The sequence below is a fragment of the Sulfitobacter sp. 1A12157 genome, from assembly GCF_043557345.1.
Taxonomy (GTDB): Bacteria; Pseudomonadota; Alphaproteobacteria; order Rhodobacterales; family Rhodobacteraceae; genus Sulfitobacter.
This window is the reverse complement of record NZ_JBIFFV010000010.1, coordinates 12,304-29,377: the sequence shown is the minus strand read 5'-3', so window position 1 is coordinate 29,377 and position 17,074 is coordinate 12,304. Positions and strand designations below refer to the sequence as shown.

At 64.2% G+C, this 17,074-nt stretch carries 19 protein-coding genes; 16 read left to right on the top strand and 3 right to left on the bottom strand.

Features of this window, described 5'->3' with window-relative positions; all coding sequences use genetic code 11:
* The first annotated feature begins 5 nt into the window (after nt 1–5).
* From phnD to ACGYLC_RS15640, 4 genes are all read left to right on the top strand, one after another.
* Nucleotides 6–914, top strand: a complete 909-nt coding sequence (gene phnD / locus ACGYLC_RS15655) for a phosphonate ABC transporter substrate-binding protein (RefSeq protein WP_394423784.1) — start codon at nt 6–8, stop codon at nt 912–914.
* A gap of 73 nt (nt 915–987) precedes the next feature.
* Nucleotides 988–1,866 carry a phosphonate ABC transporter, permease protein PhnE gene (phnE, locus tag ACGYLC_RS15650; RefSeq protein ID WP_394423783.1) on the top strand — a complete coding sequence of 293 codons (879 nt, stop codon included), beginning with the start codon at nt 988–990 and terminating at the stop codon, nt 1,864–1,866.
* 65 nt (nt 1,867–1,931) lie between these two features.
* Nucleotides 1,932–3,167 carry a phosphonate ABC transporter, permease protein PhnE gene (gene phnE / locus ACGYLC_RS15645; RefSeq protein ID WP_394423912.1) on the top strand — a complete coding sequence of 412 codons (1,236 nt, stop codon included), beginning with the start codon at nt 1,932–1,934 and terminating at the stop codon, nt 3,165–3,167.
* Nucleotides 3,167–3,781: a chloramphenicol acetyltransferase gene (locus tag ACGYLC_RS15640; protein ID WP_394423782.1), complete on the top strand. Its 615-nt coding sequence runs from the start codon at nt 3,167–3,169 to the stop codon at nt 3,779–3,781. Before phnE (ACGYLC_RS15645) ends, ACGYLC_RS15640 begins: the two co-directional genes overlap by 1 nt.
* On the opposite strand, the gene phnF is transcribed toward ACGYLC_RS15640, so the two are convergent.
* Nucleotides 3,778–4,491, bottom strand: a complete 714-nt coding sequence (gene phnF, locus ACGYLC_RS15635; protein WP_394423781.1) for a phosphonate metabolism transcriptional regulator PhnF — start codon at nt 4,489–4,491, stop codon at nt 3,778–3,780. The two genes, ACGYLC_RS15640 and phnF, sit on opposite strands and share 4 nt — an antisense overlap.
* A gap of 101 nt (nt 4,492–4,592) precedes the next feature.
* On the opposite strand from phnF, the gene phnG reads away from it, so the two are divergent.
* Genes phnG through phnN form a run of 7 tightly spaced genes read left to right on the top strand, consistent with a single transcriptional unit; the run spans nt 4,593 to nt 9,682 of the window.
* Nucleotides 4,593–5,051, top strand: coding sequence for a phosphonate C-P lyase system protein PhnG (gene phnG, locus ACGYLC_RS15630; RefSeq protein WP_394423780.1), 459 nt, complete (start codon nt 4,593–4,595; stop codon nt 5,049–5,051).
* Nucleotides 5,051–5,611 carry a phosphonate C-P lyase system protein PhnH gene (gene phnH / locus ACGYLC_RS15625; RefSeq protein ID WP_394423779.1) on the top strand — a complete coding sequence of 187 codons (561 nt, stop codon included), beginning with the start codon at nt 5,051–5,053 and terminating at the stop codon, nt 5,609–5,611. Before phnG ends, phnH begins: the two co-directional genes overlap by 1 nt.
* Nucleotides 5,611–6,714: a carbon-phosphorus lyase complex subunit PhnI gene (locus ACGYLC_RS15620; protein WP_394423778.1), complete on the top strand. Its 1,104-nt coding sequence runs from the start codon at nt 5,611–5,613 to the stop codon at nt 6,712–6,714. The genes phnH and ACGYLC_RS15620 overlap by 1 nt, the downstream gene beginning before the upstream one ends.
* 47 nt (nt 6,715–6,761) lie before the next feature.
* The gene (locus tag ACGYLC_RS15615) at nt 6,762–7,631 is read left to right on the top strand and encodes an alpha-D-ribose 1-methylphosphonate 5-phosphate C-P-lyase PhnJ (protein WP_394423777.1); all 870 of its coding nucleotides are present in this window, start codon (nt 6,762–6,764) and stop codon (nt 7,629–7,631) included.
* On the top strand, nt 7,628–8,398 hold the full coding sequence (gene phnK, locus ACGYLC_RS15610; protein WP_394423775.1) for a phosphonate C-P lyase system protein PhnK: 771 nt from the start codon (nt 7,628–7,630) through the stop codon (nt 8,396–8,398). The genes ACGYLC_RS15615 and phnK overlap by 4 nt, the downstream gene beginning before the upstream one ends.
* A gap of 52 nt (nt 8,399–8,450) precedes the next feature.
* Nucleotides 8,451–9,134 (top strand): phosphonate C-P lyase system protein PhnL, encoded by a 684-nt coding sequence (gene phnL / locus ACGYLC_RS15605; protein WP_394423773.1) that lies wholly within the window; start codon nt 8,451–8,453, stop codon nt 9,132–9,134.
* Nucleotides 9,131–9,682 (top strand): phosphonate metabolism protein/1,5-bisphosphokinase (PRPP-forming) PhnN, encoded by a 552-nt coding sequence (phnN, locus tag ACGYLC_RS15600; protein WP_394423772.1) that lies wholly within the window; start codon nt 9,131–9,133, stop codon nt 9,680–9,682. The genes phnL and phnN overlap by 4 nt, the downstream gene beginning before the upstream one ends.
* Here phnN and ACGYLC_RS15595 read toward each other — a convergent pair.
* On the bottom strand, nt 9,658–10,335 hold the full coding sequence (locus tag ACGYLC_RS15595) for a DUF1045 domain-containing protein (protein WP_394423770.1): 678 nt from the start codon (nt 10,333–10,335) through the stop codon (nt 9,658–9,660). The genes phnN and ACGYLC_RS15595 overlap by 25 nt on opposite strands.
* Nucleotides 10,336–10,382: 47 nt before the next feature.
* Here ACGYLC_RS15595 and ACGYLC_RS15590 point away from each other — a divergent pair, with 47 nt between their 5' ends.
* The 5 genes from ACGYLC_RS15590 to ACGYLC_RS15570 all read left to right on the top strand — a co-directional run bounded on the left by ACGYLC_RS15590 (nt 10,383) and on the right by ACGYLC_RS15570 (nt 16,222).
* Nucleotides 10,383–11,531 (top strand): alpha-D-ribose 1-methylphosphonate 5-triphosphate diphosphatase, encoded by a 1,149-nt coding sequence (locus ACGYLC_RS15590; RefSeq protein WP_394423768.1) that lies wholly within the window; start codon nt 10,383–10,385, stop codon nt 11,529–11,531.
* A gap of 215 nt (nt 11,532–11,746) precedes the next feature.
* Nucleotides 11,747–14,143, top strand: a complete 2,397-nt coding sequence (locus ACGYLC_RS15585) for a PAS domain S-box protein (protein WP_394423766.1) — start codon at nt 11,747–11,749, stop codon at nt 14,141–14,143.
* A 60-nt stretch (nt 14,144–14,203) separates the two neighbouring features.
* Nucleotides 14,204–14,491 carry an SH3 domain-containing protein gene (locus tag ACGYLC_RS15580; RefSeq protein ID WP_394423764.1) on the top strand — a complete coding sequence of 96 codons (288 nt, stop codon included), beginning with the start codon at nt 14,204–14,206 and terminating at the stop codon, nt 14,489–14,491.
* 161 nt (nt 14,492–14,652) lie between these two features.
* Nucleotides 14,653–15,588, top strand: a complete 936-nt coding sequence (locus ACGYLC_RS15575; RefSeq protein ID WP_394423763.1) for a class II glutamine amidotransferase — start codon at nt 14,653–14,655, stop codon at nt 15,586–15,588.
* A gap of 22 nt (nt 15,589–15,610) precedes the next feature.
* Complete coding sequence (locus tag ACGYLC_RS15570) at nt 15,611–16,222, top strand: poly-gamma-glutamate hydrolase family protein (protein WP_394423762.1); 612 nt, start codon at nt 15,611–15,613, stop codon at nt 16,220–16,222.
* On the opposite strand, the gene ACGYLC_RS15565 is transcribed toward ACGYLC_RS15570, so the two are convergent.
* Nucleotides 16,219–17,070, bottom strand: a complete 852-nt coding sequence (locus tag ACGYLC_RS15565; protein ID WP_394423761.1) for an ABC transporter permease — start codon at nt 17,068–17,070, stop codon at nt 16,219–16,221. The genes ACGYLC_RS15570 and ACGYLC_RS15565 overlap by 4 nt on opposite strands.
* Nucleotides 17,071–17,074 lie beyond the last annotated feature (4 nt).

Sequence of the window (17,074 nt, the reverse complement as noted above, 5' to 3'; positions counted from 1 at the left end):
ACACAATGAAAAAGCTCATCGCCGCCGCCTTGGCAACCACGGCCCTCACCGGCACCGCCATGGCCCAAAGTGCCGAGATCGACGAATTCCGCATCGGCATCCTCGGCGGGGAAAACGCGCAGGACCGGATGAACTCCTACGAATGTCTGCGCGGCTACACCGAAGAGCGCCTCGGCGTTCCGGCCAAACTCTTTGCCCCGGCCGACTATAACGGCGTGATCCAAGGCCTGCTAGGAGGCACGCTCGATATGGCATGGCTGGGCGCTTCGGCCTATGCCGCCGTGCATCTGCAAGACCCCGAAGCGGTCGAGCCGGTGCTGGTCAAGATTAACCTCGACGGCTCCTACGGCTATCACTCCATCGGTTTCGCGCGCAAAGATGCGGGCATCAACAGCCTCGAAGACATGCAGGGCAAGGTTTTTGGCTTTGGCGATCCGAACTCCACCTCGGGCTACCTGATCCCCTCCATCGAAATCCCGCAGACCACCGGTGCGACGATGGAATCCGGCGATTACTTCGGCGAAGTGAAATTCACCGGCGGCCATGAGCAGACCATCGTCGCGGTCAACAACGGCGATGTCGACGGCGGCGTGACATGGGCCGACGGTCAGGGCAACTGGGAGGACGGCTACAACTCCGGCGCGCTGCGCAAAGCCGTGGACGCGGGCCTCGTCGACATGAACGATCTGGTGGAAATCTGGCGCTCCAAGCCGATCCCCGAAGGCCCGGTCGTGCTGCGCAAAGCCCTGCCCGCAGAGGTCAAGGCGACGATGACCCAACTGGTGGATGAACTGAACGAGAAGGACGCCGACTGCGCCTATGGCGTGGCCGCAGGCGAGAGCCTCGGTTTCGATCCGATCGCGCATGACGCCTATGTCTCGATCGTCGAAGCGCGCAAGGCGAAATCCAACTGATCGCAGCAAGGACTAGACATCTCGCAGGTCCCGACAACGATTGTCGGGGCCTGTCGTCATAGGGGGACGACAGATGCACCAGACCACCACCGCACCGCAGATCACGGCGGATTACCTTGCCCAGACCCGACAAAAGCGGGTGATGAACATGATCCTGCTGGTCGTTTTCCTGGCCCTGCTGATCGGCGGTTTCGGCACCGCCAATACCCGCAACGCAGGCGGGTTCTGGAACGGGCTGCCCAATATCTTTGACTTCCCCGCCGATGTGCTGGGCGAGGCTTGGGAGCGCATTCATCTGCTGCCCGGCTATTTCGTGAAATACCTCCCCTCTTTGATCGAGACGGTGAACATCGCCGGGGCCGCCACGCTGATCGGCGCGCTGCTGGCCTTCTTCGCCGCTCTGCTGGCCACCCGCGGCCTTGCCCCCGCCCCGTGGCTCGTGGCCCCGCTGCGCCGCCTGCTCGACGTGCTGCGCGCGGTGCCTGAGATCGTCGTCGCGCTGGTACTGATCTTCCTTCTAGGCGGCGGCCCGGTGCCTGCCATGATCGCCATTGCGCTGCATACTGTGGGTGCGCTCGGCAAGCTTTTCTCCGAGGTGAATGAAAACGCCTCTCTTAAACCCGTGGACGGCCTTGCCTCTGTCGGCGCAGGCTGGCTGCAACGCATGGTGCTGGGCGTCGTGCCGCAGGTCGCGCCCAACTACCTCTCCTATGCGCTCTTGCGCTTCGAGATCAATATCCGCGCCTCGGCCATCCTCGGCTTCGTCGGCGCAGGCGGCATCGGCTATGACCTGCGCAACACGATGTCTTGGGGCCAAGGCAAATTCGATGAGGCAGCGGCGATCTTTCTGCTGCTCTTCGGCACGATCATCATCGTCGACCAAATCTCAAGCCATTTCCGCGACCGGCTGACCCATGGCCGCGCCTATAAGGACAAGGGGGCCATCCTGTGACCGACCTTACCGCTTCCACCCTCCCCGCTCAGCAGGTCGCCAGCCGCGGCTTTCGCCGCAAGCGGATGGCGAGCCTTGCCGCCCCGGCGCTGATCCTTGCCTACCTCACCTACGTCTTCTTCGCCTTCGACGTGGCCGGGCTAGGCGATCGCATCAGCGTGTCGAACATGAAGACGCTGGTGGCCGACAGCTATAGCTACAAAACCCATGTCGCCCGGGACAACCGCAACGGCGAGATGGAAATCGCCATCGAGGGCGAGCGCAAGGGCCGCTATGCGCCGGGCACCGCCCCCGATTGGGTCACCTTGGGCGAGACAACGCTTGTCGAGTTGGGCAACGGCCATACCGTCGAACTGGGGCCAGAGGTGCGCTATGACGTGCCGGGCTACGGGCTGATCACCGCCGCGCCGGGGCACAGCGGCGTCAATGCCACCCTGCCCGACGGCCCCCTGCCTGCGTGGATCAACGCCTCGAAAAACCGCCTCGCCGTGACCACGAAGGCAGGCCGCCTGACGATCACCCGCAACCGTGCCGAAGTGTTCCGCTATTTCAACGGGTGGGAGCTGTTCTTCTTTACGCTCGACAGCCCCTACTACGGCATGTCCCCGCTAGAACTGCTGCGCAGCGGTGAATACGGCGCGATCTGGCAGGATTTTTGGACCAACAAGATGTGGCGTCATGGCGATGTGGCTTGGGCGCTGGTCGAGACCGTTCTCATGGCCTTTCTCGGCACCTTTGGCGCGGCGATGATTGCCTTGCCGCTGGGGTTTCTGGCGGCCAAGAACTTCTCTCCGCTTGGCGCGCTGCGCTTTGCCGCGCGGCGCCTCTTCGACTTCCTGCGCGGGGTCGACGGGCTGATCTGGACCATCGTGCTGTCTCGTGCCTTTGGCCCCGGCCCGCTGACCGGCTCGCTGGCGATCCTGCTGACAGACACCGGCACCTTCGGCAAAATCTTTTCCGAGGCGCTGGAGAATGTGGACGACAAGCAGATCGAGGGCATCGCCTCAACCGGGGCCACCCCCGTGCAGCGCTACCGCTTTGGCGTGATCCCGCAGATCACCCCGGTCTTGCTGAGCCAAGTGCTCTACTATCTGGAGTCCAACACCCGTTCGGCCACCATCATCGGCGCGATCACCGGGGGCGGCATCGGCCTTTTGCTGACCCAAGCCATCATCACCCAAAAGGATTGGGAGGAGGTGAGCTATTACATCGTGCTGATCATCCTGATGGTCGTGGCGATGGACAGCTTCTCGGGCTGGCTGCGCCGCAAGCTGATCGCGGGCAATGAGGTGGGCCACTGATGGCGCGTCTCAAAGCGGATGCGCCCTTCCTTCACCCGGACTGCGAAGTGACTGACACGCAGTTCGGGCGCTATGTCGAGATCGGGCGCGCCACGCGCCTCGCCCATTCCGAAATCGGGGATTACTCCTATTGCGACCGCTGGTGCGACATCGCCAACACCCAAGTCGGCAAGTTCAGCAATATCGCCGCCGGTGTCCGCATCGGGGCCACGGATCACCCGATGGAAAAGGCCAGCCTGCACCACTTCCACTACCGCGCCGGAGACTACTTCGACGGGGCCGAGAATGACGCCGATTGGTTCGCCCTGCGCCGCAGCCGCCGCACGGTGATCGGCCATGATACATGGTTGGGCCACGGCGCGCAGGTCCGGCCCGAGGTGACCATCGGGCACGGCGCGGTGGTGGCGGGCGGGGCCATCGTCACCCGCGATGTCGCCCCCTATATGATCGTCGCCGGCATCCCCGCCAAACCGCTCCGCCGCCGCTTTTCCGAAAGCATTGCAGCGCGAATGGAGGAATTGGCGTGGTGGGATTGGCCACATGATCGGCTGCAAGAATCGCTCGAGGATTTCCAGACCTTCCCCGCCGAAGCATTTCTTGAGAAATACGGCTAGTCGCCGGGGTTGAGCGTCAGCGTCACCCGGTCGCCCGCGAACCAGGTCACCCCGTATTCCACCGGCACGCCTTCGGGGTCCACATTGATCCCCGCCGAGCGCAGGATCGGCGCGCCTTCGGACAGCCGCAGATGCAGCGCCTGCGTGGCAGTGGCAAGCTTCGCCGTCAGCCGGGTGGAGGCGCGGGTGTAATCCGCCACCCCACCCTGCGCCAAGGCGGTGGTGACCGAGCGGCTGGCCTCAAGCGCCGTTAACAGATCGGGAAACCGCGCGGCGGGAAAGATGCTGCGGAAGATCGCGATGGGCTGCTCATCGGCCAGCGACAGCCCCTCATAGACATGCACCAGCGCTGCGCCTTCCAGCCCAAGCTGCGCCGCCTCATGGGCCGAGGCGGCGCGGGTCTCTAGCATCAAAATCTGCTTGGCCGGCACCCGCCCCGCCGCCGCGAGGTTCTGGTGAAAGCGCACCCGTTTGCCAATGGGATAATCCGTGGGCCGCTGCGCCACGAAGACGCCTGCGCCCCGGCGGCTATAGGTCAGCCCGCTCTCGTTCATGGCGCCGATCGCGCGGCGCACCGTGTGGCGGTTGACCCCAAACCGCGCCGCCAATTGCGCCTCGGTCGGAAGCCGGTCGCCGGGGGCGTATTTCCCCGTGGCGATGTCATGGGTCAGGGCGGCGGTGATGGTTTTCCAGATCGCAGTACGGGCCATGTCGCAGAAGTTTCACATATCCATGCTTGCGCCAGCGGAAGGCCAGCGGCTAATACTTGTCTAGTTGTATAGTAAATTAGACAAATACGCAAGGTGTCTAGATGACCGTTGAAACCAAGGAAAAGACCCGCGACAGGCAGGCGTGGATGGGCCTGCTCGCACGGGCCGAGGCCCGCGATCTCGCCCGGCTGTGGGAGGGATTTGGCCCCCTGCCCGCCCATGAGGTGCTCCGCGCGCCCGAGATCGGCGGCGTCATGCTGCGGGGCCGGATGGGCGCTGTGGGCGATGCCTTCAACATGGGGGAGATGTCGGTCACGCGCTGCTCGGTGCGGCTGTTGGAGGGGCCAGACGGCCACGCCTATGTGCAGGGCCGCAGCCGCGACAAGGCGCTGCAAGCAGCCCTTACCGACGCGCTGATGCAGAGCGACGCGGCGGATGAGGTTCGCGCCAAACTGCTCGACCCGCTGGCCCGGATCGAAAGCCAGCGCCGCGCCAGCCGTGCCGCCAAGGCCGCCGCCACCAAGGTCGACTTCTTCACTATGGTCAGAGGAGAAGACTGATGCAGACCCTATCGCTGACGGGCGGGTTTCGCGACGCGCCCAAAGACGCCGCTTTCGCCTTTCGCGCGGTGATGAACGCCATGGCCAAACCGGGTGAGATCAACCGCGTGACCGGAGCCGAACCGCCTGCGGGCCTCTCCACCGCCGCCGGGGTCGTCCTGCTGACGCTCTGCGACCCCGAAACGCCGCTCTACCTCGCGCCCGGCTTCGACCGGCCTGAGCTACGCGACTGGATCACCTTCCACACCGGCGCGCCCTTCGCCCCCGCAACTGCGGCGCACTTCGCCTTGGGCGCTTGGGACGACCTGCCGCGCGGCGACTTCCCCCTCGGGACCGCCGCCTACCCCGACCGCTCTGCCACGCTGATCGTCGAGGTGGACGATCTGCGCCGCGATGGCGCGGCCCTCTCCGGCCCCGGCATCAAGGATAAGGCGGCACTGTCGCTGCCCGAGCGCGCCGCCTTTCAGCAAAACGCGGCACTCTTCCCGCGCGGATTGGATTTCATTTTCACCTGCGGTGACCGTCTGGCGGCGCTGCCCCGAAGCACAAAGGTGTCCTGATGTTCGTAGCGGTAAAAGGCGGCGAGCGGGCGATCGACAACGCCCACGCATGGCTGGCCGAAGAGCGGCGCGGTGACGCAAGCGTGCCGGAACTCAGCGTCGCGCAAATTCGCGAGCAGATGACGCTGGCGGTGAACCGAGTGATGGCCGAAGGCTCGCTCTACGACCCCGACCTCGCCGCGCTGGCGATCAAACAGGCGCGCGGCGATCTGATCGAAGCGGTGTTTCTGATCCGCGCCTATCGCACCACCCTGCCGCGTTTCGGGGCCTCGCGCCCGATGGACACCGGCAGCATGGCCTGCGACCGCCGCGTCTCGGCCACCTTCAAGGATGCGCCGGGCGGGCAGGTCTTGGGGCCGACCTTCGACTACACGCACCGGCTGCTGGATTTCAAACTCGCCGCCGATGGTGAGGTGCCCCCGGCCCCCGAAGCGCCCGAGGGCGCGCCACCCGCGGAGACGCCGCACATCATGGAATTCCTTGACCGCGAGGGGCTGATGCAACGCGACACGGACAGTCAGACCCCGCCGCGCGACCTGACGCGCGAACCGCTGGAACTGCCCGCCACCCGCGACCTGCGCCTGCAGGCGCTGACCCGCGGCGACGAGGGCTTCGTGCTCGGCATGGCCTATTCCACGCAACGCGGCTATGCGCGCAACCACGCTTTCGTCGCGGAACTGCGCATCGGCAAAGTCGCGGTCGAAATGGACATCCCCGAACTGGGTTTCGCCATCGAGATTGGCGAGGTGGCGCTCACCGAATGCGAGACGGTGAACCAATTTACAGGCTCCAAAACCGAGCCGCCGCAGTTCACCCGCGGCTATGGGCTGGTCTTTGGCATGTCCGAGCGCAAGGCGATCTCCATGGCGCTGGTGGACCGGGCATTGCGTTGGGAGGAGTTGGGCGAAGACAACCTCGACGCGCCGGCGCAGGACGCGGAATTCGTGCTCTATCACGCCGACAACATTCAGGCGACGGGGTTCTTGGAGCATATCAAACTGCCCCATTACGTCGATTTCCAATCCGAACTCGAACTGATCCGCAAACTGCGCCGCGAGGCGACAGCCGCGGTGCAAGACGCAGCGCGGGAGGCCGCGGAATGAACCCTGCCATGACACAGAGTGACCAAGACAGGCATAAGGACCGGGGCATGAACGACTACAATTTTGCCTATCTGGACGAGCAGACCAAACGGATGATCCGCCGGGCGATCCTGAAAGGGCTGGCGATCCCGGGCTATCAGGTGCCCTTTGCCAGCCGCGAGATGCCAATGCCCTACGGTTGGGGCACGGGCGGGGTGCAAGTCTCTGCCGCCGTACTGACGCCCGAGGATACCTTTAAGGTGATCGACCAAGGCGCGGACGACACGACCAACGCCGTCTCGATCCGCCGCTTTTTCCAAAAGACCGCTGGCGTCGCCGTGACCGAAGCCACGACCGAGGCCAGCGTTATCCAAACCCGCCACCGCATCCCCGAAGCCGCGCTGCGCGAGGATCAGGTGCTGGTCTATCAGGTGCCGATCCCCGAACCGCTGCGCTTTCTTGAGCCCTCGGAGGTCGAGACCCGCAAGATGCACGAGCTGGAGGAATACGGTCTGATGCACGTGAAACTTTACGAAGACATCGCGCAGCACGGCGCGATCGCCACGGCCTATGCCTATCCGGTCAAGGTCGAGGGGCGCTATGTGATGGACCCTTCGCCGATCCCGAAGTTCGACAATCCGAAACTGGAAATGGCCGCGATCCAACTCTTCGGCGCGGGGCGCGAACAGCGGATCTATGCGCTGCCGCCCTATACGCAGGTCGTCTCGCTGGATTTCGAGGACCACCCTTTCGAGGCGAGCAAGGCCGAGCATCCCTGCGGCCTTTGCGGGGCCGAAGACAGCTATCTCGACGAGTTGATCGTCGATGACGCAGGTGGGCGTCTGTTCATGTGTTCCGACACCGATTACTGCGCGGCCCGTCAGGCCGCCGGGCATCGCGGCGCGGATGCGGTCCCTGTGGTGGAGGGCATGGCATGACCCCCTTGTTGCAAGTGGAAAACATCGCGAAATTCTATGGCGCGCGGATCGGCTGCACGGATGTCAGCTTTGACCTCTACCCGGGTGAAGTCATGGGCATCGTCGGGGAAAGCGGCTCGGGCAAGTCGACGCTGCTGAACACGCTGGCGGGGCATCTCACGCCGGATCGCGGGGCGGTGCGTTTCGACACCCGCGCCGAGGGGCTGCGCGACACGGTAACGATGAGCGAGCCCGAACGCCGGATGTTGTCGCGCACCGATTGGGCCTTTGTGCACCAACACGCCCGCGACGGGCTGCGCATGAACGTCAGCGCAGGCGGCAATGTGGGCGAGCGTCTGATGGCCGTGGGCGCCCGGCACTACGGCGACATCCGCGCCAGCGCCACCGATTGGCTGGGCCGGGTTGAGATCAACGCCGATCGGATCGACGACCGGCCCTCGGCCTTCTCTGGCGGGATGCAGCAGCGCTTGCAGATCGCCCGCAACCTCGTGACCGGGCCGCGGCTGGTCTTCATGGATGAACCCACGGGCGGGCTGGACGTGAGCGTGCAAGCGCGGCTGCTCGACCTGTTGCGCGGGCTTGTGCGCGAAATGGGGCTGAGCGCGATCATCGTGACCCATGATCTGGCGGTGGTGCGGCTGCTGGCGGACCGGCTGATGGTGATGAAGGACGGCCATGTAGTGGAAACCGGGCTCACGGATCAGGTCTTGGACGACCCGCAGCACGGCTATACGCAGCTTTTGGTCTCTAGCGTGCTACAGGTGTGAAAATGCAAAGAAAACCTTTCAATCCCAACGGTATACCGAGCAAGGATAAACCATGATACGCGTGGAAAATGTAAGCAAATCCTTCACCCTGCACAATCAGGGCGCTGCGGTGATCCCGGTGATGCGCGGCGGCGAATTGACCATGGCGCAGGGCGAATGCGTGGCGCTGACCGGGGCGTCGGGGGCCGGGAAATCGACGCTGATGCGGATGATCTATGGGAATTACCTGACCGCCTCGGGCCGGATCATGGTGGGCGATCTGGATGTCGCCCAAGCCGCCCCGCGCGAGATACTGGCGTTGCGCCGTCATGTGCTGGGCTATGTCAGCCAGTTCCTACGCGTCGTGCCACGGGTGGCGACGCTGGATGTCGTGGCCGAGCCGCTGCGCGCGGTGGGCAGCAGCGAGGCCGAGGCACGGGCGCGGGCCGGAGAATTGCTGGCACAGCTCAACATCCCCGAACGGCTCTGGCAGCTTAGCCCCACGACCTTTTCCGGCGGGGAGCAGCAGCGGGTGAACATCGCGCGCGGCTTTGCGCATCCCTATCCCGTCCTGCTGCTGGACGAGCCGACGGCGAGCCTTGACCCCTCCAACCGCGCCACGGTGCTGGCGCTGATCGAAGGGGCCAAGGCCCGCGGCACGGCGATCTTGGGCATCTTCCATGATGAGGCCGCCCGCGACCAAATCTGCGACCGCGAAGTGGACGTGACCCGCTTCACCCCCGGACTGGCCGCATGAGGCGCGGGCGTTTCATCGCAGTGGTGGGGCCGTCGGGCGTGGGCAAGGACAGCGTGATGGCAGCGCTGGCGGAAGCGCGGGCCGACCTCTTCCTCGCCCGCCGCGCCATCACCCGGCCCAGCGAAGCGGGCGGCGAAGACTTCGACGGGATCGACGAGGACACATTCCTGCGGTTGGAGGCAGAGGGCGCCTTTGCCCTCAGCTGGGCCGCGCATGGGCTGCGCTATGGCATTCCCATCGCGGTCGATATGGCGCTGGCCGAGGGGCGCGACGTGCTGGCCAACCTCTCGCGCGCGGTGCTGACCGAAGCGAAGCTCAGGTTTGACCGGTTCGGGGTGCTGTCGCTCACCGCCGCGCCCGAAGTGCTGGCCGCGCGGCTGCGGGGCCGTGGCCGCGAGAGCGAAGCGGAAATCACCGCCCGTCTGGCCCGCGCCGAACGGGACTTGCCCGACCATATCGCCGCCATTGAGATCGACAATTACGGTCCGCTCACGCAGACCGTGGCACAGGCGCTGGCGGCGCTTTATCCCGAAAGGGCCGCGCGGTGAACCTCATGGAACATACCGTCTTCGGCCTGCCCCACCAGCGTCAGGCTGTCCAGCACGAAGGGCTGCGGCAGATGCGGCGTGATATAGGGGGCGAGCGCTGCGGTGACCTGCGGCAGATCGCCCTTGGGCAGCTTGCCGGTCAGGGTGATGTGAAAGCGGAACGCCTCCATCACGTAGGGATAGCCCCATTGGCTGAGGTTGGCCTCTTGCACTGGGGTCAGATTGGCCTGACGCCTGCGGGCCAGATCGGCCTCGGTCGGCGGGGCGCGGAAGGGGTCAAGGCCGCGCACCACCTCGGCGGCCATGGTGTTGAGCGCGGCGGTGTCCCCCTCGGGCGTCAGCGCCAGAAAGCGGCCCAGCGGGGTGAGCGCGAGCCCGTCGAGCGTGACCGGCGCAAGCCGCGCGCAAAGCGCCGCGAACTCGGCCAGCAATCCGTCAGCCGTGGTGCCCTCGGACAGCACGAACGGCGGTTTGATCGTCCCATGCAGCCCGTATTTGCGCGGCGTCTGGGTCAGGGCGGCCACGTCGAGCCCCGCGACCTCAGGATGCGCCACGGCACGCCCGCGCGCCAAATCCCACCCCAGCCAAGCGGCCCCAGCCTCGGCCAATGCGCCCTGTGGCGTGTAATAGATCGCGTAGCGGTCGAACTTCATTCATCTTCTCCCTGCATCCATGGATGCGCAACAAGCGTGACGCTCACATGACAAAAGAAACCATTCTCGCCAATGCCAAAATCATCCTGCCCGATGCGGTGATCCCCGGCAGCGTGGTGCTGCGCGACGGGATGATCGCCGATATCGCCGAAGGCACCGCCCTGCCCAAAGGGGCGGTCGATTGCGAGGGGCGCATTCTCGCCCCCGGGCTGGTAGAACTGCATACCGATAACCTTGAACGCCATATGAAGCCGCGACCCAAGGTCGACTGGCCGCACCGTGCCGCGATCATCGCCCATGACCGCGAGTTGGCGGGCACCGGGATCACCACGGTTTTCGATGCGATCCGGGTGGGGTCGATCCTCTCGGACGCGGGGCGCAAACGCTACGGAAAATACGCCCGCGACATGGCCGATGAGATCCTGATGATGCGCGACAGCGGGGCGCTGGCGATCAGCCACCATATCCACCTGCGCGCCGAGATCTGCTCGGAAACGCTGGAGGAGGAACTGGCCGAGTTTGGCCCCGACGACAAGGTCGGCATCGTCAGCCTAATGGATCACACCCCCGGCCAGCGGCAATTCCGCGACGTGCAAAAATTCGAGGATTACGTCTGCGGCAAGAACGGCCTGCCGCGCGAGGACTTCGGCGATTACGTCACCTTCCTGCATGGGTTGCAAGAGCGGCTTGGCGCGAAACATGAAGCGGCCGCGGTGGCGGCGGCGGCGCGCTATGGGGCGGCGCTGGCCAGCCATGACGACACCACCGCCGCGCAGGTCGCGACCAGCCATGCCCATGGCGTGCGGCTGGCCGAATTCCCCACCACCCGCGAAGCGGCAGAGGCGTGCCATGCCCAAGGCATCGCCACGATCATGGGCGCGCCGAACCTCGTGCGCGGCGGCTCGCATTCAGGCAATGTCGCGGCGAGGGAACTGGCGGAACTGGGCCTGCTCGACATCCTGTCCTCGGACTATGTGCCCGCAGCGCTTTTGCTGGGCGCCGTGCAACTGGGCACCCTATGGGGCGATATGGCGCGCGGCCTCGCCACCGTGACCCGCACGCCCGCGCATCATGCAGGGCTGACCGACCGGGGCGAGATCGCTTTGGGCGCGCGCGCCGATCTGATCCTCTTTGACATCATGAAAGACGCGCCGATCCTGCGCGCGGTCTATGCGATGGGCAACCGCGTGGCGTGACCGCGCGTCGCCCCCCCCTTGTGCATCCGCTGGTTTCGGCGGGTGCGCCTCTCTCATTTATCTGCGCAAAAACCCGCCCCTTATACGAATGTGGCTTTTTGCCCTCGTCTTGTCGCTCCATAAGGCTAGGTTAAACAAACCTGCATCTTGCAGAATAATTTAGCCGGTCATCGCGGCCGACAAGCTTGAGGAAAATGGTGCAAGAAGCATTCAGATTGGCGAGTGATCGCCTTGGCCAGATCGTCGAAGATGCGGCCAGCGAAGTTTACCTGTTTTCAGTCGAAGACTTCACCTTCACTCTCGCCAATCGCGGCGCGCGCGAGAACCTTGGCTATTCGATGGATGAGCTGCGCGGCATGGCGGCTTGGGACATCAAGCCCGACCTGTCGCGCGAGGCGTTTTTGGAACTCGTCCAACCGCTGCTCAGCGGTGAGAAGACAACGCTGGAATATGAGACGATCCACCAGCGTAAGGACGGGTCGCGCTATAGCGTACTGACCCATCTGCAATTGATCGTTACCGAGAATGACACGGTCCTCTACGCGGCCATTCAGGACATCACGAAACAAAAAGAGGCCAACGCGGCGCTGACCAAAGTCTCGGCCCGGCTGGACGCGATCCTAGACAACACGACGATGGCCATCTTCATGATGGACGACAAGCAGCAATGCGTTTTCATGAACCGCGCGGCAGAAAAGCTGACCGGCTATCGGTTCGAGGAAACCGCAGGCCGACCGCTGCATGACGTGGTCCACCACACCCATCCAGACGGGCGGCCTTTCCCTATCGAAGACTGCCCCATCGACCGCGCCTTTCCCGAGAACCACCAGACCCAGGGGGAGGAGACCTTTGTCCATAAGGATGGCAGCTTTTACCCCGTAGGCTTCACCGCCTCCCCGATGAAGGACGAGACCGGCAAGACCGTGGGGACGGTGATCGAGGTGCGCGACCTGCGCGAAGAACTGCGCGCCCGCAATGCCGAGATCGAGTTCAACAACGCGCTGAAAACCAAGATCGAAGAGGCCATGGCCGAACGGGACCGGCTTGAGGCGCAATTGGTGCAGGCGCAGAAGATGGAAGCCGTGGGCCAGTTGACCGGCGGCATCGCGCATGACTTCAACAACCTGCTGCAAGTGGTGGGCAGCAACCTGCAACTCCTGTCGAAAGAATTGCCCGAAGGCGACGCCAAGCGGCGGTTCGTCGACAATGCCATGGCGGGCGTGTCGCGCGGGGCCAAGCTTACCGCGCAATTGCTGGCCTTTGGGCGGCAGCAGCCCTTGGAGCCGAAACCGCAGAACCTTGGCCGATTGGTGCGGGGCATGGACGACATGCTGCGCCGCACCCTTGGCGAAGGGATCGAGGTCGAGACGGTGATCTCGGGCGGGCTGTGGAACTGTCTTGTCGATCCGGCGCAGTTGGAGAACGTGATCCTGAACCTCGCCATCAACGCGCGCGATGCGATGGCCCATCACGGCAAGCTGACGATCGAAGTGGGCAATGCCGCGCTGGATGATGCCTATACGCAGAACCATCCGAACGTGGCGCCGGGCCAATATGTCATGCTGGCGATCACCGACACCGGCACCGGCATCGCGCCCGAGATCATGGAAAAGGTCTTTGACCCCTTCTTTACCACCAAGGACACGGGCGAGGGCACGGGGCTGGGCCTCAGCATGGTCTACGGTTTCGTTAAACAGTCCGGCGGGCACATCAAGCTCTACAGCGAAGAGAAGCAAGGCACGACCGTGCGGGTCTACCTGCCGCGCACGCAGCGCAAGGAGGAAAGCGCACCGCTGCCCGCCAGCACGGACACGCCCACCGGCAGCGGCGAGGTGATCCTTGTGGTCGAAGACGACGCCGCCGTGCGCGAGACCGCCGTCGATCAGCTGCGCGATCTTGGCTATGGCGTGCTCACCGCCGAGAATGCCGACAGTGCGCTGGCGATCGTGAAAAGCGGGATGCAGATCAACCTGCTGTTCACCGATGTGGTCATGCCCGGCAAAATCCGCAGCCCCGAGCTTGCCCGCGAGGCCAAGGCGCATCTGCCGAATATCGGCGTGCTTTTTACCTCGGGCTATACGCAAAACGCCATCGTCCATGCCGGGCGGCTTGACGAAGGTGTCGACCTGCTGAGCAAACCCTACACCCGCGAGCGGCTGGCACTGAAAATCCATGAGATCCTCTCGCGCCAAACCAGCGCCGAGACCGCCACGCCAGTCGCAGAGACCGCGCCGAGCGCCGATGACGCGCCCAAAGTGCTGCTGGTCGAAGACGATGCGCTGATCTGCATGGCCACTGCGGATATGCTCTCTGATCTGGGCTATGCGGTGACCGAGGCCGACAGCGTCGCCGCCGCGGAGCGCAGCCTTCAGGCCGAGCGGTTCGACATCATGTTCACCGACCTTGGCCTGCCCGATGGCTCTGGCATGGAACTGGTGCAGCATGTGACGCAACTGCGCCCCGAGATCGCCGTGATCATCGCCTCGGGCGCCGATCCGCGGGAATATGCCGAAGGCGATGCAGAGGCGGCGCGCTATGTCAGCTTGATGAAACCCTATGACGAACACTCGTTGAAACGGGCGTTGGAGCAGTGCAAGGCGGCGGCGGAATAAGGCGGCTAGGATCAGCCCGGTTTTCGATCTATGAGAAAGAAAACAAAAGAGAGACAGATCATGCGCAGCATTACATTCGCAGCAGTTTCCACCGCTATGTTCATCGCAGGTTGCGCGGGCGTGGCCAGTGACCGCGTGATGGTGCACCGCACCGGGCCGAATGAGCTTTTGAAACTGCGGTCCGGTCCGGGCTTGGATTTCGGGATCATCATGGGGCTGCCTGACGGCACCGTCCTCAACCGCCGCGATTGCGTGACCGAGATCGGGCAGTTGTGGTGCCGCGTCTCCCTCGCCGATGCGCCTGAGGTGCAGGGCTATGTCTCGGCGGATTATATCTCTGACATCTGATTTATGAACTTGGGCGGCCCGATTGGAGGGTCGCCCCCCCGACGGGCGCGGCGCTAAGACCGCGCTGCCGTGTCCCTGGTCGATTTTCGCGCGCCCTGCTCTATCTCAGCCCTTCACACCCTTTTCGAAGTCGCTGAACTATCTCAAGAGTAAGGAAAACCATGTGCCGCTTCCTCGCCTATATCGGACCTGAACTGCCAATCGAGTCGCTGCTCCTTGCCCCTGAGAACAGCCTGCTGAACCAAAGCCTCGACCCGGAACTGCACCCCAGTCTGCAACTGGCCGGATGGGGGTTCGCCGCTTGGAGCGACCATCTGCTGCGCCCCGACGCGCCGCTGCGCTACCACCGGCCCAAGGCCGCCTTTCACGACGACAATGCCAGATCGGTGATCCCCAGCCTGCAAGCGCATACGCTGCTGTCGCATATCCGCGCGGCCTCCTATGACGCCAGCGTGGTGCAGGCCGATGAGAACTGCCACCCCTTCGCCTTTGACCATACGCCGTGGATCATCGCCCAGAACGGCGCCCTGCCCCACTGGCGGCAGTTGCAGCGCGAACTCCTGCCTCATTGCAAGGATCGTTACCTCACCCAGATGCGCGGCACGACGGATACGGAATTCCTCTATGTGCTGCTGCTGTCCTTGCTGGAGGGCGACAGCGACGAAGACGTGCAGCGCGGGTTCGAAAAGCTGTTGCAGGTGATCTGCAAAGCCGCCCGCGACCTTGACCTCGCGGCGATCACCAAACTCAAGATCGCGCTGGTCAGCAAGGGGCGGATCATTGGTGTCAACTTCGGTTGCGGCCATGAGGGTGAGACGGATGTCACAGGCAATTGGCAAAAGCTGCGGGATGAGGATCTGCCCCTCTCCATGCTGCTCGAACCGATCTATCTGCTGACCGGGGCGAACTTTCAGGACTATGCCAACAGCTATGACATCGACCCCTGCCCCGAGGGGGAGGCGACCTCGGCCATCCTCGCGTCGGAACCGCTGACCGAAAACGGGGAGGAATGGCTGAAGATCGACTTCGGCGAGATTGTTTTTCTGGAGCGCAAAGACGGGCGGATCCGCAAGACGGTCCGCAAGCTCGACATGTGATCGCCCCAAGCAGGAGCCGGCCATGACAGATCGTTTCCAAAACTTCGCCGACCTCTCCACTGAAATGGTCGATGGCGTCGATTACCGCATCCGAGCCGAGGACCGGGGCAGTGCGGTCGTCATTCTGGCCCCGCATGGCGGCACGATCGAGCCCGAGACGGGCCTGATCGCCGAGGCCATCGCGGGGCGGGACCTGTCGCTCTACCTCTTCGAGGCGTTGAAAGCGGGGGCGCATGGGGATTTTCACATCACCTCGCACCGTTTCGATGAGCCGCAGGCGCTGGCGCTTGTCGGCGGCACCGAGGGGGCCGTCGCCGTGCATGGCCGCAAGGACGATGGCAGCGATACGGTCTGGCTCGGCGGGCGGGACGTGGCGATGCGCGATGCCATCGGTGCCGCCCTGCGCAGGGCGGGCTTCGGGGCGGAGGTGAATACCACCCTGCCCGGCCTGCATGAGACGAACATCTGCAACCGCACCCGCAAGGGCGCGGGGGTACAGCTTGAACTGTCCCGGTCGCTGAGGCGTCGATTGGCGCAGGATGCGAATTTTCTGGAAAGGTTCAGCCGGGCGGTACGTTCAGCACTCCAGCCGGATGAGGCAGGCCCGGCTGGCGGGCCTGCCGAGGGGGCTTAGCCCCGTTTCTGGAACAGGATTACCAGCAGCGCCAAAAGCGACGAGCCCAGCATCAAAAGCAGCGACACGGCGTTCAGCAGCGGGGTCGACCCCTCTTTCAGCCGGTCGAACATGGCGATGGTCAGCGGCGCATCGGAACCCACGAGCATCAGCGTGGTGTTGAAGTTCTCAAAGCTCATCAAAAAGGCCACCACCACGGCCCCGACCATTGCAGGCGCAAGGAACGGCAGTGTGATCGTGCGCACCGCCGTCAGACGGTCCGCCCCAAGGTTCAGCGCCGCCTCCTCCAAGGTCCGGTCGAATTTCTGCAACCGGGCCGAGATCACCAGCGTGGCGATGGTGGTGATAAAGCTGAACTGCCCAAGGATCACCAACAGCAGACCGGGGCGCAGCGCCTGAAGGTCAATCTGCGCCAAGTCCCAGACACCATTGGCTAGCGTCGACGAGAAGACCAGAACCGAGATGCCCAAGACGATGCCGGGGATCACCAGCGGCAGCAGCATCAGCACATAGAGAAACCCCTTGCCACGGAACTCATAGCGGTTGAACAAAAAGGCGTTGGTCGTGCCGACGCAGACGGAAAGCACCGCCACGCAAAGCGCCACGAAGGCCGAGGTGCCGACCGCGCGCAGAATGCCGCGCTCGTGAAAGACGCCGATCTGCGGACGCTCCGCGCCAAAGAACCAATTCCACGTGAACCCCTCCCACGGAAGAGAGGGGAACTGGCTGTCGTTAAAGGCAAAGACCGCCACCACGGTCAGCGGCAGGGCCAGATAGAGAAAGAACAGCGCCACATAGCCACCATAGACGATGCGAAAGCTGCGCGATTGCGGGATTGTCGGGATCATTGGA